Here is a 25,862-nt window from a genome sequence, read left to right on the forward strand (position 1 = left end):
AAAACCGGTATCACGTACCACTACCTGAGAAAGTTCCGGAGCTTTTACACATCCGCTTATACATGCACTATCACGACGTTCCATGGAGCTACTTGGACCGCTACACTCGCGGCTCCGAGTAGCTATCTAGGAGGGGCAGATGGCTCGGCAGCACCCGGATTGGAATCCTGAACTTCTTCGCAAGCACCGCGAACAGATCGGGCTCACCCTGGAAGACACGGGGGAAAAGCTCCGCGATATTGCGGAGCGTCACGGCTTCAATATTGCCGCAAACTTCCAAACCATCTGGGGTCACGAGAAAGGGTCGGTATACCCGGGTCCGCATTACCGGCGGGCCTATTGCCGACTCTATCGACGCAATGAGGCGCAACTTGGCTTCCGTCGAGCCCTGCCCGGAGAGGATGCCCCCGTGGAATCCGCCGCCGTACAACTCCCTACGCCACGAGCACAAACCCACGACGAACAGCCGCACGCCGTGCGGCAGGCGCTCAGCAGCATTCGAGGGGGAACGGACGACGTCGACAGCGAGGCACTCCGAAACCGAGTAGTCGACGCATGGCGGCGCCGAACGAGTGGCGGTGTCACCGATGGCCCCACGGTCGTACTGGTCGGCGGTTTCGCCGGTTCCGGGAAGTCCGAGTTCGCAAAATTCCTCGGCGGGTTGACCGGGTGGCCGATCCTCGACAAGGACTCCCTGACGCGTCCACTCGTCGACCAACTGTTGGTTGCGCTCGGTGGGGAACCGCACGATCGGAGTTCCGCTCTCTATCGCGAAAAGGTCCGCCCCTTGGAATACCGCTGCCTCATGGAAGCGGCTTGGGACAACGTGGACTGTGGAATTTCCACCATTCTTGACGCGCCGTTCATCTCGGAGTTTTCGCAAGCCGACTGGATGCAGCGGTTCCAGAATCGATGCCGTTCGAAGCGTGTTTCCGTCGCAACGATCTGGGTTGAATGCGACCCTGAATCCATGCGGGAGTACATCGAGTTCCGCGGCGCCGCCCGCGACGCGTGGAAGATGGAGGCGTGGGACGAGTACCTGTCGTCGCTCAACCTGGAGTTGCGTCCGCAGGGCCCGCACTTCGTCGTTGACAACCGCCTTGGCGCGGCCGTCGCGCTTGTCGACGAAGCGCGCGATGTGCTGAGTGGCGGTGACCTATGACGGCATCCGGTGTGATCCTCTACGGCCCCCCTGGTTCCGGCAAGGACACCATCACGAGGGAGCTGACACGGCTCCGTCCAGAGTTCGCGCTCTTTGAGCGGCTCAAGGCCGGTCCGGGGCGCACGACGGGATACCGGCTCGCGACCAGCGAGCAGATCGAGGAACTTGCGCGCGCGGGAGAACTCCTCTACCGCAACACCCGTTACGACGCTGATTACGCCATCGACCGGCAGGGCGTCGCGGCCTTGGCCGACGCCGACCGCATCCCCGTTGTTCACATGGGGCAGGTCGCGGGTGCCGGTGCGGTGGCCACCTTCCCCCTGCACTGGATTCGGGTGCTCCTGTGGTGCCCCCTGAACGTCACGGAGTCGCGTTCAGTCGGCCGCGGGGACAGGGACGTAGAGACCCGGGTGAAGGTCTGGCACGAGACCCGAGAGGATCTGTTGGCCCACGAAACCGAACCGTGGACTCTCACCCTCCGCACCGACCAGCTCAGCCCGACCGAGTCGGCCAACGCCATCATCGAAGCTCTTTCGGCCGCCGCGTCAGCCGAGCGACGGAACATCCGGGAGCTTGTCGGATGACGACGGTCGGCATTCTGCACCCGGGCAGCATGGGGGCCGCCGTGGCCGCTCAGGCGCGGCGCTCGGGTGCTGAGGTTCTGTGGTGTCCGGCCGGACGCAGCGCGAGCAGCAAGGAGCGTGCCGAGCGGTACGGACTCACGCCAGTGCGAGCGCTGAGTGAGATGACCGAGCGGGCCGACATCATCCTGAGCCTGTGTCCGCCGGCCGTCGCCGAAGACGTGGCGCGGGCCGTCGCGGCATGCTCGTACGCCCGCATCTACGTCGACGGAAACGCTGTCTCCCCCGCGACCATGGCCAACATCAGCGCCATCGTGCAGCGCTCCGGGGCGGTCGTGGTGGACGGCTCCGTGATCGGGTCCCCTCCGTCGGACTCGAAGAGCCCTCGCCTCTACCTCTCCGGGCCGGCCGACGCCCTGCCCCCGGTCACCCGGCTCTTCACCGGAACCGCTGTTCAGGCAATCGCCCTCACTGGCGGGATCGGGCAGGCATCCGCTCTCAAGCTGTCGTACAGCAGCTACCAGAAGGCAAGCCGCGCCCTAGCAGCCGTCGCCTACGCCCTCGCCAGCGACCACGGCGTGGAGGCTGAACTACTCGATATCGCCCAAGGTCGTACGACCAGCTACCTAGCAGAGACGGCGTACTTCCCGAAGGTCGCCGCTCGGTCATGGCGCTGGGGCCCGGAGATGAGGGAAGCGGCTCACGCCCTCGAAGAGTCGGGACTTCCATCTGATCTGGCTCACGCCGCAGCCACCGTGATGGAGCGATGGTCAGGTCTCAAGGACACGTCTCCTGATCTCGCACTCGTCGTAGAGACGTTGCACACGGGCCCGCCCGTGACCTAGCCCTTCACCTCTTGCAGCATCTCGATGGCCTCCGCAGCGCGCTGCACCAGAGCGTCAGGCTTGCGGAGGCCATCGGCCCATTCACGGCCGTTGGCCACCCATATCGTCCGCAGCCCCGCCGCTCTCGCCCCGACCATGTCCGTGTCGGGGTTGTCGCCCACCATCCACGCTCCGTCGCTCAGCAGCGCGCCGCACTCCGCCGCCGCAGCCTCGAAGTGCCGGCGCTCCGGCTTCCGGGCCCCCACCTCCTCCGAGACACAGATGCCGTCGAAGAGCGAGGCGAGCCGAGTCATGTCGAGCTTGGCCCGCTGGATGTCCCCCGCGCCGTTCGTCGCGATACCGAGGGTCCACCCCTCGCGGCGCAGCGCTTCGAGCCCCTCCCGAACCCCAGGGAAGGGGCGCACCAACCGGGCCACGCCGTCGACGTACTCTCGCCACAGGTCACCCGGCTCATCTCTGAGGCCGAGTACTTCCCGGAGGTGGACGAAGTCCGTGGGGTAGGCCCGCTCATTGAGTCGGTTCGAGACCACTGCCACGGCTTGCGGCTCCAGTCCTCTGCGTCGCACGAAACATCGAGCCCAGTCCTCCATGCCCCCGCGGCGGTCAATCAAGGTGTTGTCCAGATCGAAGAGCGCCAGCACACAGCGACCGTACGCGACGGGCTACACGCGGGGGAGTCGTACGACGCCGGGTGCGGCTGCGCTGCACGGGGTTAAGGGGGGCGCACGTTCACCCCGTACGCGCGCTCCCTGTGTGACGTTCGGCACGGCCCCTACGGGAACTGGCACCCGGTATCAGACGTACCGTCAGAAGACTGGCCAGCTAAGGGGCTTGAAGCCCGCTTGAGTTGCATCTGAGTGTCATGAGGCATTGCCTCCAATGGCACGCAGTGCCCGACGAGCTTGTATGGGTCGGAGCTTGACGAAACGTCGCTTCCCGCCGTGCTCGGGTAGTGTGCCGCCATCTCATCACCTCAGGGGTTCGCGCGCAGTCGTGCCTCCCCGGGGAGCTCACGAAAGGTTGTGGGCCCTCCACGGGACCTGCGAAACCCGTAGGCCCCACGGAATGAGGTGATAGATCCCGATGGCTGAGCAGTTCGAGTCGGAGGGGCACTGCCCGTGTTGCAGCAGGCGGGATGGGGCGAACCAGGCCTCCCTGTGGCTGGAGCTGATGATCCGCACGATCTACGAGATCGTGCAGAACTGGCCCCAGTAACGCGAAAAGCCCCGACCTAGCGGTCGGGGCCGCGCTGCAAACGGCGTGCTGAGGGAGGCCTCACCTTGATGCTTTGGCCGGCTCGGGTGAGGTCTTCCGTATGTCCGCATGCTGGTTACCGTCGCGTACGCAAGTGAATACGGATACTTGTGACCCGTGTCACACTCGGGGTGGACGACGCCCCCATCTTGCCTTGTGTTGCATGGGTTGTGCGACAGGTAGCCCATGTTGATCTGCGTAGTTCGAGTCTTAAATTCCGGTAACGGTCCAGCTTGGAAGTGGTTTTCCAGGGATAGAGTGACGCACTTCACATACCGGATGGAGTGAGGTACTGCACACCCGAGCGGCGTCGTATGGGGTGATTTGCCGAGGGTTCGTCAGGTGAAGGACGTTCGGAATCACCGGTTCCGAATATGAGCCAGGCACCCTACCGGCAGGGTCTGACAATCGGGGTGTCCTGAACCGGTGCGCGTGCCGCTCAAGGGGCAGACGTCAGGCAGCGGCGTGCGCCGCCCGGTGCATGTCCAATTGCTCGTGTGCGGCAAGTGGTTTCAAGGGTGACTTCCCCCAGGCGTTCCCCAGCGATGCCGTGAGCTGAGGAAAGGCCTGCTCACGGGCTAGACCATCGGCCCGCTGTAAATCTGCCGGCTCAGCCTTCCCAGGTTCGAATCCTGGCGCCGCCACACTGGGGAAGACCCCCTCCGAACTGCGGAAACGCAGAGCGGAGGGGGTCTCTTCGTTTGTCGGGTTTCTCGTCCCGCTACCGCCGACGGAACGCCGCGCCCAGCGCAGCGGTGCTCGTGTTCCACATGTTGTCGGCGACGTTGATGGTGTGTCCGGGCGGCACGATCTTGTCGATGCGGTCGAGCACGTCGGTGGACAGTTCGATGCCGTCGGCCGTCAGGTAGGACTCCAGGTGCTCCATGGTGCGCGGGCCGACGATCGCGGAGGTGACCGCGGGGTGGTGGGTGGCGAAGGCGATCGCCATCTGGATGAGTGTGATTCCGGCTTCGTCGGCGAGTGCTCCGAGGGCGTCGGCGGCGTCCAGCTTTGCCGCGTTCGCCGGGGAGCCGGCGTCGTAGGTCGCGGGGAAACGGCTCTTGCGGACCACCGAGCCCGGCCCGGCGATCTCCTGCCCCTTGCGATAACGACCGGTCAACCAGCCGCCGGCGAGGGGGCTGTAGGTCAGGACGCCCATGCCGTGGCGCAGGCAGGTCGGCAGGACGTCGTACTCGATGGCGCGGTTCAGCAGGGAGTACGGGGGCTGTTCGGTGCGGAACCGTTCGCGGCCGCGGCGCTCCGCGGTCCACTGGGCCTCGACGATCTCGGAACCGGCGACCGTCGACGCGCCGAACATGCGGATCTTGCCGGCGTGGACCAGGTCGGACAGCGCGCCCAGGGTCTCGTCGAGGTCCACGGTCGGGTCGAGGCGGTGGACCTGGTAGAGGTCGATCCAGTCGGTCCCCAGTCGGCGCAGTGAGCCGTCGACCGCCTTGGTGATCCAACGGCGTGACGTGCCGCGCTCGTTGGGGTCCTCGCCGAACGGCAGGCCGACCTTCGTGGCGAGTACGACGTTCTCGCGCCGCCCGCCGGTGAGCGCCTTGCCCACGATCTGTTCCGACTCTCCGCCGGAGTAGAAGTCGGCGGTGTCGATGAAGTTGATTCCGGCGTCGAGGGCGCGCTGGATGATCTTGATGGAGTCGTCGTGGTCGGTGTTTCCGAAGGCGCCGAACATCATCGCGCCGAGGCACAGCCGGCTGACGGAGACGCCTGTGCGTCCGAGAGGTCGGTAGTCCATGGAGGCTCCTCAAGCCACCGCGACCGCGTCGCGGCAGGTGGATAGAATCGGGCTCCGCATGGAAACGGATAGCCTGTCCGTTCAGCCTAACGGATAACTGGATAGCCTATCCACTTAAGAATCGGGGATTGAGATGACCTCGGACCAGAAGCCCGCCCCGGCCAGACGCGCCGACGCCGAGCGCAACAGGGACAAGATCCTCGCCGCCGCTCGCGCCGCGTTCGCCGAGCCCGGTGCCCAGGTGTCGATGGCCGAGATCTCGCGCCGCGCCGGAGTCGGCATGGCGACCCTCTACCGCAACTTCCCCGGCCGCCGAGAGCTCCTGGAAGCCCTCTACGTCGATGAGGTCAGCGCCATTTGCGAGGCCGCGGAGACCGTCGACGGCGAGACGCCGGGAGCGGTGCTCACGGCCTGGCTGCACCGGTTCTATGCCTACTTCGCGAGCAAGCGCGACATCGCCGGCGAACTGCTCGCGGACTCCGGCAGCGACAACCCGGTGTTCAGCGAGAACCGTTCGCGCGTCCTGGCCGCGGGCCGACCGCTCCTCGTCGCCGCGCAGGAGGCGCACGAGGTGCGCGACGATCTCACCCTGGAGCAGATCTGCGACATGGTCATCGCCATCGCCGCGATCAACGGCGAGGCCGACTACGTAGAGCCGATCCTGCGGGTCGCACTCGACGGCCTGCGTCCGGCGGGCGGCGGCCACCTTTGAGGGCGTGAGCGCGATGCGCAAGCGGTCCGCCCGATGGCCCAATAAATCGAACACATGATTGAATCGCGCCATGCGACCGTTCCCCGACCACCTCGTCCAGGCGCGGCAGGCATGGAGCAGCAACAGGGGGCGACGGGCGGTGACCGGCCGCATCGCGCGCCAGGGCGGGGCCGGCCATGCCCGCGCTGCCGCCTGACGCCTCGCGTCTCCGGGCGATCCTCGCGTTCCTCGACGCACGGATCGCCGAGAACGAGACCGTCAGCATCTACCTGCGCCTCCAACGAGATGCCGTGCGCGCGGCCCTCGTACGCGCCGAGGACCACCCGACGCGCCCGCCCAAGCCGGAACAGCCCCCGCGGAGACCCGCGGTTGCCCCGTCCTTCGCACTGAACCGCAGGGAGCGTTCGTCGACCGGCTACGTCGTCGAGCAGAAGCGCACGCCTCATGGATCAGAACCGGCCACGATCCACGTCGACGACTGCACGATGATCGAGGGCACCCCTCACCCGATCAAGGCCCACGAAGCCCGCGTGGCCCTCACCGACCCGAACATCGAACCGTGCGGATTCTGCCGCCCGGACAGCGAGTTGGGGATTCTGGACTAGGGGCGCGGCGCGCGGCGCGTGGACCCGGCCCGACCGGAGCGGCATTGACTCCCTGCCGGACTCCCCGTCCGCCCCATCCCACAACTCCGGCCCACCCGAGGCACACTGACCTCATGTCCAGTCGTCGCAGAAGCTGCCCCGAGTGCCGTCGCGAGATCGCCGTGGTCGCCGGGCGGTACGCGCGGCACGACCCGCCCGGTGCGCGGGCCAACGGGGAACTCGTCTCGTGCCCCGGATCCCGTCGGCCCGCCCGGATCGGCGCACCCCAACCGTCGTTGGACGGCTACGTCGTACCCGAATTCCCCGGCCAGATGCCGCTGTTCTGACCCGGACGGACGGACGAACCAACGGGTGAACGGTCGGTCGTACATACGGCCGCCCCGCCCCGTTCAGCACGGTCGCGCCCCCTCCGCGGTCACCCTCAGTTCCCCGCCACCGACTTCACCGCCACCGCAACCGGCGCCGACCCGCTGACCAACTCCAGCGTCAGCCCGGCCGTCGCGGAGGTGTCGACGAGCTCCGCCAGTACGGCCGCCACGTCGTCGCGGGGGACCGGGCCGCGGCCCGTGTGCGCCTCCAGGCGGACCAGGCCGGTGCCGGCGTCGTTCGTGAGCATGCCGGGGCGCAGGATCGTCCAGTCGAGGGCGTCCAGGCCGCGCACGTACTCGTCCGCCTCGCCCTTCGCGCGCAGATACACGTCGAAGACCTCGCGACCCTCGTGCTTCGGATTCGCGCCCATCGACGAGACGACCACGTGCCGGCGTACGCCCGCCCGGACCGCCGCGTCCGCGAACAGGATCGCCGCGTCCTTGTCCACCGTCTCCTTGCGGGCCGCCCCGCTGCCCGGGCCCGCGCCCGCCGCGAAGACCGCCGCATCCGCGCCCTGCAGATGCGCCGCGACCTCCTCGACCGACGCCGACTCCAGGTCCAGCAGGACCGGTTCGGCGCCCGCCTCCCGCAGGTCGTCGCCCTGCCCGGCGTGGCGGATGATGCCCGCGACCTCGTCCCCGCGCGCGGCGAGCAGCCGCTCCAGCCGCAGCGCGATCTGACCATGACCACCAGCGATGACAATGCGCATGCTTTCGACCGTACGCCCGCACAGCCGCATCCGCCGCACGACCAGGCGCCTCAAGACAACGCCCACCTCAAGACACCTCCCCCCGCCCCTGCCGAGGCAGCCCCAACTCCACCGCAGCAGCCGAGTTGCAGTACTCCCGCACCGCACTCGTCCGCGCCACCACCCGCCCCCGATGCACCACGATCCGGCTGTACGCCAGCGACAACGCCCCCGCCAGCCGATCCCCGCGCACCGCCAGCAGATCGGCCGGGAAGCCCGCCTCCACGCGAACCTCGGGAAGGCCCAGCACCGTCCGCGCCGCCGAACTCACCGTGTCGTAGGCCTCCTCGGGGCGCAGCCCGTAACGGGACGCCAGCAGATACGCCGCCTCCAACGGGTCGCCGCGCCCCACCGGGTTGGACACGTCCCGCAGTGCGCCGCTCCCCGCGGCCACCCGCACGCCGGCCGCGCGCAACAGCCGTACGGGCGCCGTGCCGCGCTTCTCCACGCCGCCGCAACTGCCCTGCGGCAGACACACCACCGTCACCCCGGCCGCCGCGAGCTGGTCCGCGCTGCGGGACGCCACGTCGGCGGGCAGCCGCCCCAGACCGCCGCACGGGCCCAGGGTCACCCCGGGCCGCAGTCCGCCGGCCATCGCCGCGAGGCGGGACAGGCGGGCCGGGTCGGCGGCGTCCGTGTGCAGGTCGACGGGGCAGCCGTGCTCGGAGGCCAGTTCCAGGACCGCCTCCGCATAGCCCGTCGGATCGGGGTCCAGATCCGGACAGCCGCCCACCACGGACGCGCCCATCTTCACCGCGTCCCGCAGCATCGCCAGCCCGTCCGCCCCGGCCACACCGGTCAGCAGCCGCGGCATCGCCACCGCGGTCAACTCCGTGAGCCCGCGCAGCGAACGCCGCGCCTGGAGTACGGCCGCCAGCGCGCCGAGCCCTTGGACGTCGCCCACGCGCACGTGTGCCCGTACCGCGGTGGCCCCGTGCCCGAGCTGGAGCAGAGCCGCCTCGGTCGCCCGGCGCTGGACGTCCTGAGGGTCGTAGGAGACGGGACCGTCGGTATCGGCGGACAGCGCGGTGTCGCCGTGGGCGTGCGGCTCGGCCGGGGCCGGCAGGAGCAGATAGCCGCTGAGGTCCACACGCGCGCCGCACGCGCGCGTGCCGCCGGCCGCCAGGCTCCCGGCCGTGCCCACCGCCTCGATGCGTCCGCCGCCCAGCCGGACGTCCACGGTCCGGCCGTCGGTGAGACGTGCCCCGCACAGCAGCAGAGCGGCCGGATCGGACGGCCCCGAGGAGGACGACGAGGACGAGGAATGGGGCGGCTGGGGCTGGCTGTCGGGCATCGCGCTCCAGGTGCTCGGTGCTCGGGCTGCGCGGAGGACACAAGATCACGCAGAGTGAGTCGAGCCTAGGGTGGCGATCCGCCCGCAGCCGGGAGGAACGCAATAGTCGTACCGGTGTGGTCCACCGTCCGGAGGGCCCGCGGTGGAGGCTGCTGAGGCGCCTGGGATGACCGCCGGATCAGGGCCGGGCGGGGGCGGCGAAACGGATTTGGGTGAACGGCGGCGGACCGTGTAATGTCTTCATCGCTCGCCCCAATAGCTCAGTCGGCAGAGCGTCTCCATGGTAAGGAGAAGGTCAACGGTTCGATTCCGTTTTGGGGCTCTGGTGTGACAGGTTCCCGCCGCAAGGCGGGAATCGATCGCATCAAAGCGGTGTAGCTCAGTCGGTAGAGCAAGCGGCTCATAATCGCTGTGTCACCGGTTCAAGTCCGGTCACCGCTACTGACAGTAGCCGATTGTGGGGTCGGTCCTTCGATCGGCTACTCTTCTTTGCGTTAAATCAGTCCTATCCGTTCGTCAAGGAGCACTCCTGTGGCTGCCACCGACGTCCGCCCGAAGATCACGCTGGCCTGCGTGGAGTGCAAGGAGCGGAACTACATCACCAAGAAGAACCGGCGTAACAACCCGGACCGACTTGAGATGAAGAAGCACTGCCCGCGTTGCAACGCGCACACCGCGCACCGCGAGACGCGATAAATCAGGCTCGTACGACGAGGCCGTCCCCATAACAGGGGGCGGCCTCGCGTCGTTCCGTCGGCCGGAACCGGGTGGTAACCCCGTGGGCCGGCCATCGCCGAACCCGAGTTATCAGGAGGTGCCGAGCCATGGCGCTCGACCAGTCCTTCGTCGGGCGGAGCTATCCGCCCACCGAGCCCTACGAGGTCGGCCGGGAGAAGATCCGTGAGTTCGCCGAGGCAGTAGGGGACGCCAACCCGGCGTACACCGACCCGGAGGCCGCCAAGAACCTCGGCCACCCCGATGTGATCGCTCCGCCGACCTTCGTCTTCGCGATCAGCTTCAAGGCCGCCGGTCAGGTCGTCGCCGACCCGCAGCTCGGCCTCGACTACAGCCGGGTCGTGCACGGCGACCAGAAGTTCGCCTACACCCGCCCCGTCCGGGCCGGCGACCGGCTGACCGTCACCTCGACCATCGAGGCGATCAAGTCCATGGCCGGCAACGACATCCTGGACATCCGCGGCGAGGTCCACGACGAGGCGGGGGAGCACGTCGTGACCGCCTGGACGAAGCTGGTCGCCCGCGCGGCCGAGGAGGCGTGAGCAACACCATGACGGCGAAGATTTCGTACGCCGACGTCGAGGTCGGCACCGAGCTGCCCGCCCAGACCTTCCCGGTGACCCGTGCCACGCTCGTCCAGTACGCGGGCGCCTCGGGCGACTTCAACCCGATCCACTGGAACGAGAAGTTCGCCAAGGAGGTCGGCCTGCCGGACGTCATCGCGCACGGCATGTTCACCATGGCCGAGGCGATCCGTGTGGTCACCGACTGGACCGGGGACCCGGGCGCGGTCGTCGAGTACGGCGTCCGCTTCACCAAGCCCGTCGTCGTCCCGAACGACGACCAGGGCGCCACGATCGAGGTCAGCGGCAAGGTCGCGGCCAAGCTCGACGACAACACCGTCCGCGTCGACCTCACCGCGACCAGCGCCGGGCAGAAGGTGCTGGGGATGTCGCGGGCGGTTGTGCGACTGGCCTGAGGTGTCGGGGTTGTAAGGGGCGTTCTCCATGGTGGGGCGCCCCTTACGGCGTTGAGGACCCCTACCGGCCCCAACGGGTGGGGGAGGGGACGGGTTCCGGGAGGGGCGGCGCCGTTTGGCTGAAGTGGCGCCAGCCCCTTGACGTAGTTAGTGATTGAGTACTAACTTACTTCTCATGGTCAGGATGAGCGCAGAGGAGCGGCGCGAGAGTGTCGTCCGTGCGGCGATGAGCGAGTTCGCCCGCGGTGGCTATCACGGCACGTCGACCGAGGCGATCGCCAAGCGGGTCGGCGTCTCGCAGCCGTATCTCTTCCGGCTCTTCCCGGGCAAGAAGGCGATCTTCCTGGCGGCGGCGGCGCGGTGCGTCGAGGACACCATCCGTACCTTCGAGGAGGCCTCCAGGGGGCTGGAGGGCGAGGAGGCCCTGCACTCCATGGCGAACGCGTACACCAAGGTCATCGCGGAGCGTCCCGAGCTGATGCTCATGCAGATGCAGACGTACGTTGCCGTGGGGGCCGCCGAGGCGGAGGGCGACAGCGAGTTCGGTGCGGCGGTGCGCGACGGCTGGATGCGGCTGTGGGACACCGTTCACCTGCCGCTGGGTGCCGACATCGACGAGACGACGACCTTCCTGGCGTACGGCATGCTCGTCAACTGCCTGGTCGCCATGGGGTTCCCGCCCGAGCACCGGGTGTGGGAAGGGCTCTACCCGTCCGCCCGCACCAAGGGGCGGCTCGAACACTGAACCGAGGAAAGGCGTTTCCGGCGCTTTTCATGATCGTGAAAGTTAGTCATCAATAACTAACCGAAGCTAGTGAACACCCTCTGGGGGAGAGATGTCACAGCAGACCGCACAACGCGGAGGGGCCGTCTGGGCCCTGGTCATCACCAGCGTCGCCGGATTCATGGCGGCCCTCGACAACCTCGTCGTCACCACCGCACTGCCCTCCATCCGCGAGGACCTCGGCGGGGCGCTGCACGACCTGGAATGGACGGTGAGCGCGTACACACTCACCTTCGCCGTCCTGCTGATGTTCGGCGCGGCGCTCGGTGACCGCTTCGGACGCCGCCGGCTCTTCCTCGTCGGGATCACGATCTTCACCGGCGCGTCGGCCGCGGCGGCCCTCGCCCCCGGCATCGACTCCCTGATCGCCGCCCGCGCGGTCCAGGGCGTCGGCGCGGCGATCATGATGCCGCTGACGCTGACCCTCCTGACGGCCGCCGTGCCCGCCGCCAAGCGCGGGATGGCGTACGGGATCTGGGGCGCTGTCAACGGGCTCGCCGTGGCCTCCGGGCCGCTCATCGGCGGCAGCCTCACCGAGCACATCTCCTGGCAGTGGATCTTCTGGCTGAACGTTCCGCTCGGCCTCGCCCTGCTCCCGCTCGCCCGCCTCCGCCTCGCCGAGTCCCACGGCACCGGCACCCCGCTCGACATCCCCGGCACCCTGCTCGCCAGCGGCGGCCTCTTCGGCATCGTCTACGGCCTCGTCCGCGGGCCCGCCGACGGCTGGACCGCACCCCTCGTCCTGACCGGCCTGTTCGCCGGGGCCGCGCTGCTGGCCGGGTTCGTCCACCACGGTGTCCACGCCAAGAACCCCATGCTCCCGATGCGGCTGTTCCGCTCCCGGGCCTTCTCCGGGATCAACGCCGCCAGCATGCTGATGTTCCTCGGCATGTTCGGCTCGATCTTCCTGCTCAGCCAGTACATGCAGGGCGTGCTCGGCTACTCGCCCACCGAGGCGGGCCTGCGCATGCTGCCGTGGACGGGCATGCCGATGCTCGTCGCGCCGATCGCCGGCATCCTCTCCGACCGCATCGGCGGCCGCCCGGTCGTCGCCGCGGGCCTCTTCCTCCAGGCGGCCGGCCTCGGCCAGCTGGCCTACGTGATCACCGCGGACGCCTCCTACGCCAGCCAGCTGCCCGGTCTCATCCTCAGCGGCATCGGCATGGCCCTGTTCTTCGCCCCCGCCTCGGCCCTGGTGATGTCCAGCGTCCGGCCCAAGGAACAGGGCATCGCCTCCGGCGCCAACAACGCCCTGCGCGAGGTCGGCGGCGCACTCGGCATCGCGATCATGTCGTCGATCTTCTCCGCCCAGGGCGGCTACGAGACCGGCCAGACCTTCGTCGACGGACTGCGGCCCGCCCTGGTGACCGGCGCCGCGCTGGTCGCCCTGGCCGGAGTCGCGGCCCTGTGCATCCCGGGCCGGCGCAAGAACGAGAGCGGCACGGAACACCCCGAACCGCACGCGCGCGTGCTGGAGACCGCAGGCCGCTGAGGAGGACGCCATGCCCACCCTTCCCTGGACCGTCCCGAACACCCCGCCGTCCGGCACCGAGGTGCATGTCTTCGCCTCCCGCTTCGAGACCCGCACCCTCGGCGGCGCACTGAGGTTCCTCCTCGGCACCCCCGGCATCTGGCGGCAGGTGAGCCGGGCACCTGGCGCCTACGGGGCCACCCTCAAGGCGCAGCCGCTGCGGCGGACCTTCTGGACCCTGTCCGCCTGGGAGTCGCCGGAGGCACTCAGAGCGTTCGCCCGCTCCGGCACCCACGCACCGACCTCCCGCGGCCTCGCCCCGCAGATGCGGGACGCGAAGTTCGTCACCTGGACGGCGAAGAGCGACGAACTCCCGCTCGACTGGACAGAGGCCGTCCGCCGCCTCTCCTGATCCGTGAGAACGGCCCCGCCCGGAACGGCGGGGCCGTTCTCGTACCCTTGAGCGCGTGCAGGAACTCCACGACGCCCCCCTCGCCCCGCTGACCACCTTCCGGCTGGGCGGCCCCGCCACCCGGCTGGTCACCGCCACCACCGACGCCGAGGTGATCGCCGCCGTCCGCGAGGCCGACGCCGCCGGCACGCCCCTGCTGCTCATCGGCGGCGGATCCAACCTGGTCATCGGCGACAAGGGCTTCGCCGGGACCGCGCTCGTCATCGCCACCAAGGGCGTCGAGCTCACCGGCACCCGGCTGGAGCTGGCCGCCGGCGAGGTGTGGACCGACGCCGTCGCGCGCACCGTCGAGGCCGGACTCGCCGGCGTCGAATGCCTGGCCGGCATCCCCGGCTCGGCCGGCGCGACCCCGATCCAGAACGTCGGGGCGTACGGCCAGGAGGTCTCCTCGACGATCACCGAGGTCATCGCCTACGACCGGCAGTCCGGCCGGACCGTGACGCTGACGAACGACGAGTGCGCGTTCACCTACCGCCACAGCCGCTTCAAGGCCCACCCCGAGCGGTACGTCGTCCTGCGCGTCCGCTTCGAACTGGAGGACGCGGACGGGCTGTCCGGGCCGATCAAGTACGCCGAGACAGCCCGCGCCCTCGGTGTGGAGCCCGGCGACCGCGTGCCGCTGGCCGCCGCCCGCGAGACCGTCCTGAAGCTGCGTGCGGGCAAGGGCATGGTCCTCGACCCCGAAGACCACGACACCTGGTCGGCCGGATCGTTCTTCACCAACCCGATCCTCACCGACGAGCAGTTCGCCGCGTTCCACGCGCGCGCGTGCGAGCGGCTCGGCGACGGCGTGGAGCCGCCCGCCTACCCGGCGGGCGAGGGACACACCAAGACCTCCGCCGCCTGGCTGATCGACAAGGCGGGCTTCACCAAGGGCTACGGCACCGGACCCGCCCGCATCTCCACCAAGCACACCCTCGCCCTCACCAACCGCGGCGCGGCGACCACCGAGGACCTGCTCGCCCTGGCCCGCGAGGTCGTCACCGGCGTCCGCGAGGCCTTCGGGATCACGCTGGTCAACGAACCGGTGACGGTCGGCGTCAGCCTGTAGGGCTCAGTACGCGACCCCCACGCCCTGCTTGACGGTGCTCAGGTCGTCCGTCATCGCCAGCATCGCGTGGGCCACGTCGGCGCGCCCGATGAACCGGGACCTGGCCGGGTTGCCGCCGACGACCGTGCGGTAGGTGCCGGTGAGCGGCTTGTCCTGGAGCCGGGGCGGTCGTACGGCCGTCCAGTCCGTGGCGCTGCGGGCGAGCTCGGCCTCCATCCGCCCCAGGTCGTCATAGATGTCCCTGAGGACCGCGGAGACCAGGCCGCGCATCGCACGGTCCAGGGGGCCCTCCTCCGCCGGGACGGGGCCGACCGGGGCCGCGCTCACCACGAGCAGCCGGCGGGTCCCCTCCGCCTCCATGGCCCGCACCACCGTGCGGGTGAGGCGGGCGGCCACTCCGGCGTCCTTGCGGCCGCGGGCGCCGAGGCCCGAGAACACCGCGTCTCGGCCGGCCACGGCGGGGCGGATCGCCTCCGGGTCGGTCAGGTCCGCCCGGAACACCTCCAGGCCGGTGCCCGTCACGCTCAGCCGCGCGGGGTCGCGTACGACCGCGGTGACCCGGTGGCCCGCGTCCAGCGCCTGGCGGACGATCTCCTGGCCGATGCCTCCGGTGGCACCGAAAACCGTGAGGTTCATGGCTTCTCCCGTGTCTGGTCGGGGTGGGTGAGTATTCACTCACCCACTGCCTGACTCTAGAGTGGGTAAGTACTCACTCACCCGTCAAGCCCGGTAAGGTCCGCCCCTGTGGAATCCGCGCAGAAGCCCGCCCGCGTCCGCATCCTCGACGCCGCCCATGAGCTGATGCTCACCGTCGGCCTGGCCCGGACCACCACCAAGGAGATCGCCAGGGCGGCGGGCTGCTCCGAAGCCGCGCTCTACAAGTACTTCGACAGCAAGGAAGAGCTGTTCGTCCGGGTCCTCGCCGAGCGGCTGCCCCGTCTCACCCCGCTGCTCAGCAGCCTCACCGCCGAGCCGGGGGTGGGGACCCTGGAGGACAACCTGACCCGGATCGCCCACGAGGCGGCCCTCTTCTTCGAGCAGAGCTTCCCGATCGCCGCCTCCCTGTACGCCGAGGCACAGCTCAAGCGGCGGCACGACGACGCGCTGCGCAAGATCGGCGCCGGTCCGCACCTGCCGATCGAGGCCCTGGACGCCTACCTGCGCGCCGAGCAGAGCGCCGGCCGGGTCCGCCCCGACGCCGACACCTTCGCCGCCGCCTCCCTCCTCCTCGGCGCCTGCGCCCACCGCGCCTTCGCCTACGACGCCACCGCGAGCGGCGCCCGCCCGCCCGCGGACGACTTCGCCGCCCGGCTCGCCCGCACCCTGCTGGGCGGAATCTCCGTTGCGCGGGACAGCGGGCACCCCCGACCCTGAGGCCATGAGGCATCGCAGATGCGGCTGAGGCTGACCGAGTTCAAGCCCCGGACCGGGCCGCACGAACACCGAGTGGTCCAGCCCCGCACCCCCCTGCGCCACACGTCACTGACGGCCCCCGACCCCATCGGCCTGCTGCTCGGTGACCACGACGGCCTCAGCCGGCTGGCGGGCCTGTTCTCCTTCGCCGCCTACTCCCGGCACACGATCGTCCACGTCCCCCTGCGCGACGGCGTCCCGCCCGACGAGGGCTGGGGCGAGCGCGTCGACCTCGTCCTGGCCCACCACACCCTCGGACTGCGCCCCAGCCAGTGGCCCGAACTGCGCCGGAAGCTGCGCGGGGGCACCCCGCTGACCGCCCGCACCGACGAGGCGCGCACCGCGCGGGACGCGCAGACCTGGGAGGCGCGGCGGGACCGGGACGAGCTGCGCCATACCACCCACGCCCGTACGTTCTTCCTGTTCGGCAGCCGGGACGTGTTCGCCGAGACCGCCACCGACTTCGCCCGTGCGGCAGGCTTCGGGCCACGCCGGAAACGAGTCCGCGAAGGGCAGTTGGCGATGATGGCGGGACTGCCGCTGGTCCAGCCGCCCGGCGGAGGACACCCCTTCGAAGTCCTGATCTGCTTCAAGCCCTATCCGCCGTACGCCCACTTCAGGCCGCCGGGCGAGTCAGCCAGTCGTCCACCCCCGCCAGCAGCTTCGCCTTCTCCTCCTCCGGCGCCGCCGACGCCCGTACCGACTGGCGGGCCAGCTCCGCCAGCTCCTCGTCCGTGAAGGCGTGGTGCCGGCGGGCGATCTCGTACTGGGCGGCCAGGCGAGAGCCGAACAGGAGCGGGTCGTCGGCGCCCAGCGCCATGGGGACGCCCGCCTCGAACAACGTCCGCAACGGAACGTCCTCCGGCTTCTCGTAGACGCCGAGGGCGACGTTCGACGCGGGGCACACCTCACAGGTCACGCCCCGGTCGGCGAGGCGCTTGAGCAGACGCGGATCCTCCGCCGCGCGGACGCCGTGCCCCACCCGGCCGGCGTGCAGGTCGTCCAGGCAGTCGCGTACCGAGGCCGGGCCGGTCAGCTCGCCGCCGTGCGGGGCCGACAGCAGACCGCCCTCACGGGCGATGGCAAAGGCTCGGTCGAAGTCCCTCGCCATACCCCGGCGCTCGTCGTTGGACAGCCCGAAGCCGACCACACCCCGGTCCGCGTACCGCACCGCCAGCCGCGCCAGCGTGCGCGCGTCCAGCGGGTGCTTCATACGGTTCGCCGCCACCAGGACACGCATCCCGAGCCCGGTGTCCCGGCTGGTCGTCTCCACCGCGTCCAGGATGATCTCCAGGGCGGGAATGAGGCCGCCCAGGCGGGGCGCGTACGACGTCGGGTCCACCTGGATCTCCAGCCAGCCCGAGCCGTCCTTCAGGTCCTCCTGCGCGGCCTCCCGCACCAGCCGCCGGATGTCCTCCGGCTCCCGCAGACACGACCGCGCCGCGTCGTACAACCGCTGGAAACGGAACCAGCCCCGCTCGTCCGTCGCCCGCAGCCGCGGCGGCTCCCCGCTCGTCAGGGCTTCCGTCAGCGCCTCGGGCAGGCGCACGCCGTACTTGTCGGCCAGTTCCAGGACGGTGCCGGGCCGCATCGAACCGGTGAAGTGCAGGTGCAGATGGGCCTTCGGCAGCTCAGAGACATCACGTACACGCTCCATTCCAGGATCCTGCCGTACGCCCCTGCCGTCCCGGTAGCGCTTTCCCCGTTCGTGGTCTTGCTCGCACAAAGAAAGGGGGTCACCTACCGATATCGGTAGGTGACCCCCTGGGCGGGAGAGGGAACTCAGTCCCGCGCCTCCGCCAGCAGCTTCTGGACCCGCGAGACGCCCTCGACGAGGTCCTCGTCACCCAGCGCGTACGACAGCCGCAGGTAGCCGGGCGTGCCGAAGGCCTCGCCGGGGACCACCGCGACCTCGGCCTCCTCCAGGATCAGCGCGGCCAGCTCGACGCTGTCCTGCGGGCGCTTGCCGCGGATCTCCTTGCCGAGCAGCGCCTTCACCGACGGGTACGCGTAGAACGCGCCCTCGGGCTCCGGGCAGAGCACGCCGTCGATCTCGTTGAGCATCCGGACGATGGTCTTGCGGCGGCGATCGAAGGCCTCGCGCATCGTCGCCACCGCGTCGAGGTTGCCCGACACCGCGGCCAGTGCCGCCACCTGGGCGACGTTGGACACGTTCGACGTCGCGTGCGACTGAAGGTTCGTCGCCGCCTTCACCACGTCCTTCGGGCCGATGATCCAGCCGACCCGCCAGCCCGTCATCGCGTACGTCTTGGCGACGCCGTTGACCACGATGCACTTGTCGCGCAGCTCCGGCAGGACGGCGGGCAGCGACACAGAGGTCGCGCCGCCGTAGACCAGGTGCTCGTAGATCTCGTCCGTCATCACCCACAGGCCGTGCTCGACCGCCCAGCGGCCGATCGCCTCGGTCTCGGCCTCGCTGTAGACGGCGCCGGTCGGGTTCGACGGCGACACGAAGAGGACGACCTTCGTCTTCTCCGTGCGGGCCGCCTCCAGCTGCTCCACGGAGACGCGGTAGCCGGTCGTCTCGTCCGCGACGACCTCCACCGGGACACCGCCGGCCAGCCGGATCGACTCCGGGTACGTCGTCCAGTACGGGGCCGGGACGATGACCTCGTCGCCCGGGTCGAGGATCGCGGCGAACGCCTCGTAGATGGCCTGCTTGCCGCCGTTGGTCACCAGGACCTGCGACGCGTCGACCTCGTAGCCGGAGTCGCGCAGCGTCTTCGCGGCAATCGCGGCCTTGAGCTCGGGCAGGCCGCCGGCCGGCGTGTAGCGGTGGTACTTCGGGTTCGAGCAGGCCTCGATGGCCGCCTGGACGATGTAGTCAGGGGTCGGGAAGTCGGGCTCGCCGGCGCCGAAGCCGATCACCGGACGCCCGGCGGCCTTCAGGGCCTTGGCCTTGGCGTCCACGGCGAGGGTGGCGGACTCGGAGATCGCGCCGACTCGGGCGGAGACCCGGCGCTCGGTGGGAGGGGTTGCAGCGCTCATGGGCCCATCGTTTCAGACCGGAAACCCGCCCGGCACGCGGGTTTCACAGACTGAACAAGGGCTGAACAACCGTCCGGATTCGCCCGCCACGCTGGGCGATCTTCCGTAATCAACGCCCCTACGGGCACTTTCTGTTCGACGGGGCGCCGCGGACCACGTACACTCTCACCTCGTTGGCCTCCACCAGGCCGCACTCGTACGGTGCACACCGAGCACCCGTCCGGATGCGGTACGTTGGGGGACACACAAAGGGTCGTAGCTCAATTGGTAGAGCACTGGTCTCCAAAACCAGCGGTTGGGGGTTCAAGTCCCTCCGGCCCTGCTACACACACCTTCGCCAGGATGTGTGCGCATGTACGTACAGCAATGCATCGCCGTGCGGCTCAGACCGGGCGCGGCACGGCCACGACCCGGAATCAGGTGAGGACGAGTGACGGACGCCGTGGGCTCCATCGACATGCCTGATGCCCAGGACGAGGCGCCGGATTCCCAGAAGAAGACCCGCAAGGGCGGGAAGCGTGCCAAGAAGGGCCCGCTGAAGCGCCTTGCCCTCTTCTACCGTCAGATCGTTGCCGAGCTGCGCAAGGTCGTCTGGCCCACGCGCAGCCAGCTGACGACGTACACGACCGTAGTGATCGTCTTCGTCGTCATCATGATCGGTCTGGTGACCGTGATTGACTATGGGCTCGACCACGCCGCCAAGTACGTCTTCGGCTGAGCCAGAAGCGAAGGGCGCCGCGGTTACCGGCGCCCCTTTTCGCATGTTCCACCCCTAGTATCCAGGAAGAAGCAGCCACCGTGTCTGACCAGAACCTGAACGACGCCATCGAGCCCGACGAGACTGTCGAAGACGAGCTCGACATCGTCGAGGGCGCGGACGAGGACCTGGACGAGGTCGAGGCTGCCGACGAAGAGGCCGGCGAGCCCGCCGAGGAAGCCGCCCTGCACGTCGAGGACGAGGCCGAAGAAGCCGAGGAAGAGGCTGAAGAAGCCGAGGCCGAGGCCGAGGAGGAGCCGGCCGAGCCGGTCGACCCCGTCGTCGCCCTGCGCGAGGAGCTTCGGACCCTCCCCGGTGAGTGGTACGTCATCCACACGTACGCCGGCTACGAGAACCGCGTGAAGACCAACCTGGAGCAGCGCGCCGTCTCGCTGAACGTCGAGGACTACATCTTCCAGGCCGAGGTGCCGCAGGAAGAGGTCGTCCAGATCAAGAACGGCGACCGCAAGACCATCCGCCAGAACAAGCTCCCCGGCTACGTCCTGGTGCGCATGGACCTGACGAACGAGTCCTGGGGTGTCGTCCGCAACACGCCCGGCGTCACCGGCTTCGTGGGCAACGCCTACGACCCGTACCCGCTGACCCTGGACGAGATCGTCAAGATGCTCGCCCCGGAGGCCGAGGAGAAGGCCGCCCGCGAGGCCGCCGAGGCCGAGGGCAAGCCGGCGCCGCAGCGCAAGGTCGAGGTCCAGGTGCTGGACTTCGAGGTCGGCGACTCGGTCACCGTCACCGACGGTCCCTTCGCCACCCTCCAGGCCACGATCAACGAGATCAACGCCGACTCGAAGAAGGTCAAGGGTCTCGTCGAGATCTTCGGCCGCGAGACTCCGGTCGAGCTCTCCTTCGACCAGATCCAGAAGAACTAGTTCTCTCTGGACCCACCGCTTCCGCGCAGGTCAGGCGAACGTGCGAGCGTCCGCCTGACCTGCTCGGTTTTTGACCGCGCATCCATACCCGTTATCGTTGTGCGGTATGCCTGCGTTCGGGTGGTCCCCGTATGCAGGCAGGACCCGAATCGAAAGGACCCGGAGAGCTATGCCTCCCAAGAAGAAGAAGGTCACGGGGCTCATCAAGCTCCAGATCCAGGCCGGTGCCGCCAACCCGGCTCCGCCGGTCGGCCCCGCGCTGGGTCAGCACGGCGTCAACATCATGGAGTTCTGCAAGGCCTACAACGCCGCGACCGAGTCGCAGCGCGGTTGGGTCATCCCGGTGGAGATCACGGTCTACGAGGACCGTTCCTTCACCTTCGTGACCAAGACTCCGCCGGCCGCCAAGATGATCCTCAAGGCCGCGGGCGTGGAGAAGGGCTCCGGCGAGCCGCACAAGACCAAGGTCGCCAAGATCACCCAGGCGCAGGTCCGCGAGATCGCCACCACCAAGATGCCCGACCTCAACGCCAACGACCTGGACGCCGCCGCGAAGATCATCGCCGGCACCGCCCGTTCCATGGGCATCACGGTCGAGGGCTGAACCCCAACCTCCAGCAGCAGAAGTGGCAGGGCCGGCTCGGCCCGGACCACGACTCCTAAGAAACCCCAGGAGCAGTAGTGAGCAAGCGCAGCAAGTCTCTCCGCGCTGCGGACGCCAAGATCGACCGGGAGAAGCTCTACGCCCCGCTCGAAGCCGTCCGTCTCGCCAAGGAGACCTCCACGACCAAGTTCGACGGCACCGTCGAGGTCGCCTTCCGTCTGGGTGTCGACCCGCGCAAGGCCGACCAGATGGTCCGTGGCACCGTGAACCTGCCGCACGGCACCGGCAAGACTGCCCGGGTCCTGGTCTTCGCGACCGGTGACCGTGCTGCGGCCGCGGAGGCCGCGGGCGCCGACATCGTCGGCTCCGACGAACTGATCGCCGAGATCGCGGCGGGCAACCGCCTCAACGAGTTCGACGCCGTCGTCGCCACCCCGGACCTCATGGGCAAGGTCGGCCGCCTCGGCCGCGTCCTCGGCCCGCGTGGTCTCATGCCCAACCCGAAGACCGGCACCGTGACGCCCGACGTCGCCAAGGCGGTCAACGAGATCAAGGGCGGCAAGATCGAGTTCCGCGTCGACAAGCACTCGAACCTGCACTTCATCATCGGCAAGACGTCGTTCGACGACACCAAGCTGGTGGAGAACTACGGCGCGGCCCTGGAGGAGATCCTCCGTCTGAAGCCGTCCGCCGCCAAGGGTCGCTACATCAAGAAGGCCGCCATCAGCACCACGATGGGCCCCGGCATTCAGCTCGACCCGAACCGCACCCGCAACCTCCTCGTCGAGGAGGACCCGGCCGCGGTCTGAGCCCCCAAGGCTCACTGAAGTCGGCTACGGGCCCCGCACCTTCCCAGGTGCGGGGCCCGTTCCCTTTCCCGGACGGATGTCAGTGCCCTGGGTTAGCGTGCGGGCACGGGACATGGACGGGGGTGGGGCCGGTGAACGGCACGGCAGGACGTCGTACGGCTGCTCTCCTGATGGCGCTGATGGCCGTACTGACCGCCTGCACCGAGAATGACCGGGCGACCGCCCGCCGGCCCCTCGCGGCCCTGCGCGCGGCGGAGCGCGCCACCGACGCGGCCCACTCGGTCGGCGTGGCGTCCACCACGGTCATGGGCGCCGAGCTGTCCATCGAGGCCGACGGCCGCCTCGGCTGGCAGGACGACCTCGTCGGCGCCCTGACGATCACCTACACCGGCGGCACGACGGCCGAGGCCATGCACCGCCTCGGCGTCACCACGATGCAGGCCCGCTATCTGCCCGACGCCTACTACGCGCGCATGGGCGAGAAGTTCGCCGCGCGGACGGGCGGCAGACACTGGATCAGATACGCCTACGACGATCTCGCCGACCTCGGCGACGGCCGGGGCGCCACCTTCGCCGAGCAGATGCGCGGCAGCACGCCCAGCCAGTCGGTGAAGCTGCTGCTGCACTCCGAGGACGTGCGGGAGGTCGGCCGGGAGACCGTGGACGGCCGGCGCACCACCCACTACTCCGGCACGGTCGCCGTAGGGGACGTCACCGACGCGGCCCTCAGGCGCCAGCTCCAGCAGGCCGGTGTCACCGAGCAGAGCGTCGACATATGGGTCGACGACCGGGATCTGCTGGTCAAGAAGGTCGAGCGGGGCCAGATGGAGACCGGGGAGCTGACCCAGACCGCCCACTACCGCGACTACGGGGTGCCGGTGTCGGTCCGGGAGCCCCCGGCGCAGGACACCCAGGACTTCAAGGAACTGCTGCGCAAGCAGAGCGGCAACGCCTCCTGAGCCGCCCGGAATTCACGCGACCGCTTCCGCCCGATCGGTTAGGCTCACCGCTCGAATGTGCATCGACCATGTGTTCCTTGGGGGGAATCAATGGGGAATTCTGTACGACGTTTCGCGCGCTGCCGGACGATCGGCGCCGGGCTCGCGGCCGTGGCCCTCGCCGCCGGGGCGGTGAGCTGCTCCAAGGGGGAGGCCGAGGAGTCGCCGAAGATGACGCCCGCCGCGGCCGTGGCCAAGGCGGCGAAGAACTCGGACGACATCACGTCCCTGCGGTACCGCATGACGGGTGAGATTCCGGAGCAGGGGCGGATCAAGGGCGAGGCCTCCATGCGGCTGAAGCCCGAGATCGCCATGGGCATGAAGATGACGGCGCTCGACCAGGGGGCCGACGGCTCCGTGGAGATCCGGCTCGTCGACAAGGCCATGTACCTCGGCGGGAACGCCGAGATGGCCAAGGAGATGGACGGCAAGAGCTGGATGAAGTTCGACATGTCCGTGCTGGGCGACGAGGCCCTCGGCGGGAGCACGGCCGGCGCCGGCCAGGCCGAGCAGAACCCGGCGGCCGAGTCCACGTTCCTCACCGGAGCCGAGGACGTGAAGAAGGTCGGCACCGAGACGGTCGACGGCGTGGAGACGACCCACTACAAGGGCACCCTCACCCTCGACGAACTCCGCGACTCCTTCAAGAACGAGGACAAGGCCACCCGGGAGAAGCGGGAGAAGAGCGTCGAGCAGTACGAGGAGATGGGCATCGACGAGCTCACGATGGACATGTGGATCGACGGCGACGACCACACCAAGCAGTTCCGGATGCAGGGCGAGGCAGACAAGGGTCCGCTCGACATGACCATCACCTTCCTCGACATCAACCAGCCGGTGACGGTCAAGGCCCCGCCCGCCAAGGACACCGTCGACCTCGCCGAGATGATGCAGGAACTCGGCGAGAGCTGAGCGCCGCATGACCGGATTTGCTTGACGGCGATCCGGTCACGTACTCTCTTCCAGAAGCCAAAGACCGCTGGTCGTTGCCGCGCGCTCGTCATGAGGGTGCGGTGGCCGAAGGATCCGCTGAACTGCGGACGACCCGCGCAGGTGACTGTGGAAGTGCTCCCGGACCGATTCCGTTCTCACGGAATCCATCTGGTCGAGCTACGCCCCGAGCGCCTGCGCCGGGGCGTTTCGTTTTCCCCAGTCCTCCTTCGGGTCCGCGCGGTCCGAATCACCCGGAAGGAGGCCGAGGCTCTATGGCGAGGCCCGACAAGGCTGCCGCGGTTGCCGAGCTGACGGACAAGTTCCGTAGCTCCAACGCCGCCGTGCTGACCGAGTACCGCGGTCTCACCGTGGCGCAGCTCAAGACGCTGCGTCGTTCGCTCGGTGAGAACGCCCAGTACGCCGTGGTGAAGAACACGCTGACCAAGATTGCGGCCAACGAGGCCGGGATCACGCTGGACGACCAGCTCTTCGCTGGTCCGACTGCCGTCGCCTTCGTCACCGGTGACCCGGTGGTGTCGGCGAAGGGTCTTCGTGACTTCGCCAAGGACAACCCGAACCTCATCATCAAGGGCGGTGTCCTTGACGGTAAGGCGCTGTCCGCCGATGAGATCAAGAAGCTTGCGGACCTTGAGTCCCGCGAGGTTCTGCTCGCCAAGCTGGCGGGCGCCATGAAGGGCAAGCAGTCCCAGGCTGCCGCGCTCTTCCAGGCGCTCCCGTCGAAGCTCGTCCGCACCGTGGACGCGCTTCGCGCCAAGCAGGCCGAGCAGGGCGGTGCCGAGTAATTCGGCTCGCATCATGACCGCCGCCTGAGGCAGCGGTCGTAGCGGGCCGAACGTACGCCCGCCAGTCATGTACATCCGGCACCAGCCGAATTAGTGGAAGGAAAGCCATCATGGCTCTCACCCAGGAAGAACTGCTCGCCGAGTTCGAGAACATGACCCTCATCCAGCTCGCCGAGTTCGTGTCGGCGTTCGAGGAGAAGTTCGACGTCACCGCTGCCGCTCCGGTCGCCGTTGCCGCCGCCGGTGCCCCGGGCGCCCCGGCCGAGGTCGCTGAGGAGAAGGACGAGTTCGACGTCATCCTCACCGGCGCCGGTGACAAGAAGATCCAGGTCATCAAGGTCGTGCGTGAGCTGACCTCCCTCGGCCTGAAGGAGGCCAAGGACCTGGTCGACGGCACCCCGAAGCCGGTCCTGGAGAAGGTCAACAAGGAGGCCGCTGAGAAGGCCGCCGAGTCCCTCAAGGGCGCCGGCGCGTCCGTCGAGGTCAAGTAAGACCTCTCGGACCCCCTGGGTCTGCACACAGGTCCACGCGGCCTGTAACGCCTAAGCGCTGAAGAGCGATCATCCATCCGGGTGGTCGCTCTTCGGCGTTCCTGGGGGCGTGGCCACGGTTGCCTTGCAGCCTCGTTCGCGAGGGGTATGGTGATCTTCGTCGTGTCCCCGGAAAGCCCCTGGTTCGGGCAGGGGGGCCTTGACGAACCGCACGCAGCGCGCAATTCTCAGGACGCGTCGTCACAAGGATCCGAATCCGAGGCATGGATCGGCGACGAAGAGGGCAGTATCAACGTGCGTTGAGGGCAGGCGTGCCGAAGGCGTTGAGGACAACGAG

At 68.9% G+C, this 25,862-nt stretch carries 29 protein-coding genes, 3 tRNA genes and 2 pseudogenes; 27 read left to right on the plus strand and 7 right to left on the minus strand.

Annotated elements, in window-relative coordinates; genetic code table 11:
- Positions 1–139 precede the first annotated feature (139 nt).
- Genes AB0Q90_RS23190 through AB0Q90_RS23200 form a run of 3 tightly spaced genes read left to right on the plus strand, consistent with a single transcriptional unit; the run spans position 140 to position 2,588 of the window.
- Positions 140–1,162: an AAA family ATPase gene (locus AB0Q90_RS23190; protein ID WP_363159207.1), complete on the plus strand. Its 1,023-nt coding sequence runs from the start codon at positions 140–142 to the stop codon at positions 1,160–1,162.
- A gap of 11 nt (positions 1,163–1,173) precedes the next feature.
- Positions 1,174–1,746, plus strand: a complete 573-nt coding sequence (locus tag AB0Q90_RS23195; RefSeq protein ID WP_363159206.1) for a guanylate kinase — start codon at positions 1,174–1,176, stop codon at positions 1,744–1,746.
- Positions 1,743–2,588: a DUF1932 domain-containing protein gene (locus AB0Q90_RS23200; protein ID WP_363159205.1), complete on the plus strand. Its 846-nt coding sequence runs from the start codon at positions 1,743–1,745 to the stop codon at positions 2,586–2,588. Before AB0Q90_RS23195 ends, AB0Q90_RS23200 begins: the two co-directional genes overlap by 4 nt.
- Here AB0Q90_RS23200 and AB0Q90_RS23205 read toward each other — a convergent pair.
- Positions 2,585–3,229 (minus strand): HAD family hydrolase, encoded by a 645-nt coding sequence (locus tag AB0Q90_RS23205; protein ID WP_363159204.1) that lies wholly within the window; start codon positions 3,227–3,229, stop codon positions 2,585–2,587. The two genes, AB0Q90_RS23200 and AB0Q90_RS23205, sit on opposite strands and share 4 nt — an antisense overlap.
- Before the next feature lie 442 nt (positions 3,230–3,671).
- Here AB0Q90_RS23205 and AB0Q90_RS23210 point away from each other — a divergent pair, with 442 nt between their 5' ends.
- Positions 3,672–3,803: a hypothetical protein gene (locus AB0Q90_RS23210; protein ID WP_363159203.1), complete on the plus strand. Its 132-nt coding sequence runs from the start codon at positions 3,672–3,674 to the stop codon at positions 3,801–3,803.
- Between the two features lie 760 nt (positions 3,804–4,563).
- Here AB0Q90_RS23210 and AB0Q90_RS23215 read toward each other — a convergent pair.
- The gene (locus AB0Q90_RS23215) at positions 4,564–5,601 is read right to left on the minus strand and encodes an aldo/keto reductase (protein ID WP_363159202.1); all 1,038 of its coding nucleotides are present in this window, start codon (positions 5,599–5,601) and stop codon (positions 4,564–4,566) included.
- Positions 5,602–5,734: 133 nt separating this feature from the next.
- Between AB0Q90_RS23215 and AB0Q90_RS23220 the strand changes: the two genes are divergently transcribed.
- The 3 genes from AB0Q90_RS23220 to AB0Q90_RS23230 all read left to right on the plus strand — a co-directional run bounded on the left by AB0Q90_RS23220 (position 5,735) and on the right by AB0Q90_RS23230 (position 7,244).
- Positions 5,735–6,313: a TetR/AcrR family transcriptional regulator gene (locus AB0Q90_RS23220; protein WP_363159201.1), complete on the plus strand. Its 579-nt coding sequence runs from the start codon at positions 5,735–5,737 to the stop codon at positions 6,311–6,313.
- A gap of 176 nt (positions 6,314–6,489) precedes the next feature.
- Entirely contained in the window at positions 6,490–6,918 is a 429-nt protein-coding gene (locus AB0Q90_RS23225) for a DUF6233 domain-containing protein (protein ID WP_363159200.1), read from the plus strand.
- Between the two features lie 113 nt (positions 6,919–7,031).
- Positions 7,032–7,244, plus strand: a complete 213-nt coding sequence (locus tag AB0Q90_RS23230; protein ID WP_363159199.1) for a hypothetical protein — start codon at positions 7,032–7,034, stop codon at positions 7,242–7,244.
- 95 nt (positions 7,245–7,339) lie between these two features.
- Here AB0Q90_RS23230 and AB0Q90_RS23235 read toward each other — a convergent pair whose 3' ends face one another.
- Both AB0Q90_RS23235 and AB0Q90_RS23240 read right to left on the minus strand, forming a co-directional pair.
- The gene (locus AB0Q90_RS23235) at positions 7,340–7,996 is read right to left on the minus strand and encodes an SDR family oxidoreductase (RefSeq protein ID WP_363159198.1); all 657 of its coding nucleotides are present in this window, start codon (positions 7,994–7,996) and stop codon (positions 7,340–7,342) included.
- Between the two features lie 67 nt (positions 7,997–8,063).
- Entirely contained in the window at positions 8,064–9,329 is a 1,266-nt protein-coding gene (locus AB0Q90_RS23240; RefSeq protein ID WP_363159197.1) for an amidohydrolase family protein, read from the minus strand.
- 249 nt (positions 9,330–9,578) lie between these two features.
- On the opposite strand from AB0Q90_RS23240, the gene AB0Q90_RS23245 reads away from it, so the two are divergent.
- The 9 genes and pseudogenes from AB0Q90_RS23245 to AB0Q90_RS23285 all read left to right on the plus strand — a co-directional run.
- Positions 9,579–9,651: transfer RNA gene (locus AB0Q90_RS23245), tRNA-Thr, on the plus strand.
- Between the two features lie 46 nt (positions 9,652–9,697).
- Positions 9,698–9,770: transfer RNA gene (locus AB0Q90_RS23250), tRNA-Met, on the plus strand.
- A 90-nt stretch (positions 9,771–9,860) separates the two neighbouring features.
- A complete protein-coding gene (rpmG, locus tag AB0Q90_RS23255) occupies positions 9,861–10,025 on the plus strand; it encodes a 50S ribosomal protein L33 (RefSeq protein ID WP_003948671.1) in 165 nt (54 codons plus the stop codon).
- 128 nt (positions 10,026–10,153) lie between these two features.
- A complete protein-coding gene (locus AB0Q90_RS23260; RefSeq protein WP_363159196.1) occupies positions 10,154–10,606 on the plus strand; it encodes a MaoC family dehydratase N-terminal domain-containing protein in 453 nt (150 codons plus the stop codon).
- Between the two features lie 8 nt (positions 10,607–10,614).
- The gene (locus AB0Q90_RS23265; RefSeq protein WP_186281113.1) at positions 10,615–11,043 is read left to right on the plus strand and encodes a MaoC family dehydratase; all 429 of its coding nucleotides are present in this window, start codon (positions 10,615–10,617) and stop codon (positions 11,041–11,043) included.
- Between the two features lie 175 nt (positions 11,044–11,218).
- The gene (locus tag AB0Q90_RS23270; protein ID WP_363159195.1) at positions 11,219–11,788 is read left to right on the plus strand and encodes a TetR/AcrR family transcriptional regulator; all 570 of its coding nucleotides are present in this window, start codon (positions 11,219–11,221) and stop codon (positions 11,786–11,788) included.
- 91 nt (positions 11,789–11,879) lie between these two features.
- Positions 11,880–13,319 (plus strand): MFS transporter, encoded by a 1,440-nt coding sequence (locus tag AB0Q90_RS23275; RefSeq protein WP_363159194.1) that lies wholly within the window; start codon positions 11,880–11,882, stop codon positions 13,317–13,319.
- Positions 13,320–13,329: 10 nt separating this feature from the next.
- On the plus strand, positions 13,330–13,710 hold the full coding sequence (locus AB0Q90_RS23280) for a DUF3291 domain-containing protein (RefSeq protein WP_363159193.1): 381 nt from the start codon (positions 13,330–13,332) through the stop codon (positions 13,708–13,710).
- Between the two features lie 37 nt (positions 13,711–13,747).
- Positions 13,748–14,821: pseudogene (locus tag AB0Q90_RS23285) on the plus strand (UDP-N-acetylmuramate dehydrogenase); the annotation flags it as partial.
- A 3-nt stretch (positions 14,822–14,824) separates the two neighbouring features.
- Here AB0Q90_RS23285 and AB0Q90_RS23290 read toward each other — a convergent pair.
- Complete coding sequence (locus tag AB0Q90_RS23290; RefSeq protein ID WP_363159192.1) at positions 14,825–15,457, minus strand: NAD(P)H-binding protein; 633 nt, start codon at positions 15,455–15,457, stop codon at positions 14,825–14,827.
- Between the two features lie 108 nt (positions 15,458–15,565).
- Between AB0Q90_RS23290 and AB0Q90_RS23295 the strand changes: the two genes are divergently transcribed.
- Together AB0Q90_RS23295 and AB0Q90_RS23300 are read left to right on the plus strand one after the other, a co-directional pair.
- On the plus strand, positions 15,566–16,195 hold the full coding sequence (locus AB0Q90_RS23295) for a helix-turn-helix domain-containing protein (RefSeq protein ID WP_363159191.1): 630 nt from the start codon (positions 15,566–15,568) through the stop codon (positions 16,193–16,195).
- A gap of 18 nt (positions 16,196–16,213) precedes the next feature.
- Positions 16,214–16,864: pseudogene (locus AB0Q90_RS23300) on the plus strand (hypothetical protein); the annotation flags it as partial.
- Here AB0Q90_RS23300 and AB0Q90_RS23305 read toward each other — a convergent pair.
- Both AB0Q90_RS23305 and AB0Q90_RS23310 read right to left on the minus strand, forming a co-directional pair.
- Positions 16,851–17,891, minus strand: coding sequence for an adenosine deaminase (locus tag AB0Q90_RS23305; RefSeq protein WP_363159190.1), 1,041 nt, complete (start codon positions 17,889–17,891; stop codon positions 16,851–16,853). The pseudogene AB0Q90_RS23300 and the gene AB0Q90_RS23305 sit on opposite strands and share 14 nt — an antisense overlap.
- Positions 17,892–18,016: 125 nt before the next feature.
- Entirely contained in the window at positions 18,017–19,243 is a 1,227-nt protein-coding gene (locus AB0Q90_RS23310; protein ID WP_363159189.1) for a pyridoxal phosphate-dependent aminotransferase, read from the minus strand.
- Positions 19,244–19,492: 249 nt separating this feature from the next.
- Here AB0Q90_RS23310 and AB0Q90_RS23315 point away from each other — a divergent pair.
- From AB0Q90_RS23315 to rplL, 9 genes are all read left to right on the plus strand, one after another.
- Positions 19,493–19,565, plus strand: a tRNA-Trp gene (locus AB0Q90_RS23315).
- Between the two features lie 108 nt (positions 19,566–19,673).
- Positions 19,674–19,961, plus strand: a complete 288-nt coding sequence (secE, locus tag AB0Q90_RS23320) for a preprotein translocase subunit SecE (RefSeq protein ID WP_363159188.1) — start codon at positions 19,674–19,676, stop codon at positions 19,959–19,961.
- Between the two features lie 80 nt (positions 19,962–20,041).
- On the plus strand, positions 20,042–20,887 hold the full coding sequence (gene nusG, locus AB0Q90_RS23325) for a transcription termination/antitermination protein NusG (protein WP_363159187.1): 846 nt from the start codon (positions 20,042–20,044) through the stop codon (positions 20,885–20,887).
- 169 nt (positions 20,888–21,056) lie between these two features.
- Positions 21,057–21,491 (plus strand): 50S ribosomal protein L11, encoded by a 435-nt coding sequence (gene rplK / locus AB0Q90_RS23330; protein WP_363159186.1) that lies wholly within the window; start codon positions 21,057–21,059, stop codon positions 21,489–21,491.
- A gap of 77 nt (positions 21,492–21,568) precedes the next feature.
- Positions 21,569–22,300 carry a 50S ribosomal protein L1 gene (gene rplA / locus AB0Q90_RS23335; RefSeq protein ID WP_363159185.1) on the plus strand — a complete coding sequence of 244 codons (732 nt, stop codon included), beginning with the start codon at positions 21,569–21,571 and terminating at the stop codon, positions 22,298–22,300.
- A gap of 179 nt (positions 22,301–22,479) precedes the next feature.
- A complete protein-coding gene (locus tag AB0Q90_RS23340) occupies positions 22,480–23,259 on the plus strand; it encodes a hypothetical protein (RefSeq protein WP_363159434.1) in 780 nt (259 codons plus the stop codon).
- Between the two features lie 90 nt (positions 23,260–23,349).
- Positions 23,350–24,210: a DUF1396 domain-containing protein gene (locus AB0Q90_RS23345; protein WP_363159184.1), complete on the plus strand. Its 861-nt coding sequence runs from the start codon at positions 23,350–23,352 to the stop codon at positions 24,208–24,210.
- Between the two features lie 293 nt (positions 24,211–24,503).
- Positions 24,504–25,034: a 50S ribosomal protein L10 gene (gene rplJ, locus AB0Q90_RS23350; RefSeq protein ID WP_363159183.1), complete on the plus strand. Its 531-nt coding sequence runs from the start codon at positions 24,504–24,506 to the stop codon at positions 25,032–25,034.
- A gap of 107 nt (positions 25,035–25,141) precedes the next feature.
- Positions 25,142–25,525, plus strand: coding sequence for a 50S ribosomal protein L7/L12 (gene rplL / locus AB0Q90_RS23355; protein WP_363159433.1), 384 nt, complete (start codon positions 25,142–25,144; stop codon positions 25,523–25,525).
- Positions 25,526–25,862 lie beyond the last annotated feature (337 nt).

Source organism: Streptomyces sp. NPDC079141 (assembly GCF_040686775.1).
Classification (GTDB): domain Bacteria; phylum Actinomycetota; class Actinomycetes; order Streptomycetales; family Streptomycetaceae; genus Streptomyces.

Excerpts from the sequence above, each read along its gene's own strand:
- AB0Q90_RS23190 (WP_363159207.1), top strand. The coding sequence starts at position 140 with ATGGCTCGGCAGCACCCGGATTGGAATCCTGAACTTCTTCGCAAGCAC.
- AB0Q90_RS23200 (WP_363159205.1), top strand. The coding sequence starts at position 1,743 with ATGACGACGGTCGGCATTCTGCACCCGGGCAGCATGGGGGCCGCCGTG.
- AB0Q90_RS23210 (WP_363159203.1), top strand. The coding sequence starts at position 3,672 with ATGGCTGAGCAGTTCGAGTCGGAGGGGCACTGCCCGTGTTGCAGCAGG.
- AB0Q90_RS23215 (WP_363159202.1), bottom strand. The coding sequence starts at position 5,601 with ATGGACTACCGACCTCTCGGACGCACAGGCGTCTCCGTCAGCCGGCTG.
- AB0Q90_RS23220 (WP_363159201.1), top strand. The coding sequence starts at position 5,735 with ATGACCTCGGACCAGAAGCCCGCCCCGGCCAGACGCGCCGACGCCGAG.
- AB0Q90_RS23225 (WP_363159200.1), top strand. The coding sequence starts at position 6,490 with ATGCCCGCGCTGCCGCCTGACGCCTCGCGTCTCCGGGCGATCCTCGCG.
- AB0Q90_RS23230 (WP_363159199.1), top strand. The coding sequence starts at position 7,032 with ATGTCCAGTCGTCGCAGAAGCTGCCCCGAGTGCCGTCGCGAGATCGCC.
- AB0Q90_RS23235 (WP_363159198.1), bottom strand. The coding sequence starts at position 7,996 with ATGCGCATTGTCATCGCTGGTGGTCATGGTCAGATCGCGCTGCGGCTG.
- AB0Q90_RS23240 (WP_363159197.1), bottom strand. The coding sequence starts at position 9,329 with ATGCCCGACAGCCAGCCCCAGCCGCCCCATTCCTCGTCCTCGTCGTCC.
- AB0Q90_RS23260 (WP_363159196.1), top strand. The coding sequence starts at position 10,154 with ATGGCGCTCGACCAGTCCTTCGTCGGGCGGAGCTATCCGCCCACCGAG.
- AB0Q90_RS23265 (WP_186281113.1), top strand. The coding sequence starts at position 10,615 with ATGACGGCGAAGATTTCGTACGCCGACGTCGAGGTCGGCACCGAGCTG.
- AB0Q90_RS23270 (WP_363159195.1), top strand. The coding sequence starts at position 11,219 with ATGGTCAGGATGAGCGCAGAGGAGCGGCGCGAGAGTGTCGTCCGTGCG.
- AB0Q90_RS23275 (WP_363159194.1), top strand. The coding sequence starts at position 11,880 with ATGTCACAGCAGACCGCACAACGCGGAGGGGCCGTCTGGGCCCTGGTC.
- AB0Q90_RS23280 (WP_363159193.1), top strand. The coding sequence starts at position 13,330 with ATGCCCACCCTTCCCTGGACCGTCCCGAACACCCCGCCGTCCGGCACC.
- AB0Q90_RS23290 (WP_363159192.1), bottom strand. The coding sequence starts at position 15,457 with ATGAACCTCACGGTTTTCGGTGCCACCGGAGGCATCGGCCAGGAGATC.
- AB0Q90_RS23305 (WP_363159190.1), bottom strand. The coding sequence starts at position 17,891 with ATGGAGCGTGTACGTGATGTCTCTGAGCTGCCGAAGGCCCATCTGCAC.
- AB0Q90_RS23310 (WP_363159189.1), bottom strand. The coding sequence starts at position 19,243 with ATGAGCGCTGCAACCCCTCCCACCGAGCGCCGGGTCTCCGCCCGAGTC.
- rplK (WP_363159186.1), top strand. The coding sequence starts at position 21,057 with ATGCCTCCCAAGAAGAAGAAGGTCACGGGGCTCATCAAGCTCCAGATC.
- AB0Q90_RS23340 (WP_363159434.1), top strand. The coding sequence starts at position 22,480 with ATGGCCGTACTGACCGCCTGCACCGAGAATGACCGGGCGACCGCCCGC.
- AB0Q90_RS23345 (WP_363159184.1), top strand. The coding sequence starts at position 23,350 with ATGGGGAATTCTGTACGACGTTTCGCGCGCTGCCGGACGATCGGCGCC.
- rplJ (WP_363159183.1), top strand. The coding sequence starts at position 24,504 with ATGGCGAGGCCCGACAAGGCTGCCGCGGTTGCCGAGCTGACGGACAAG.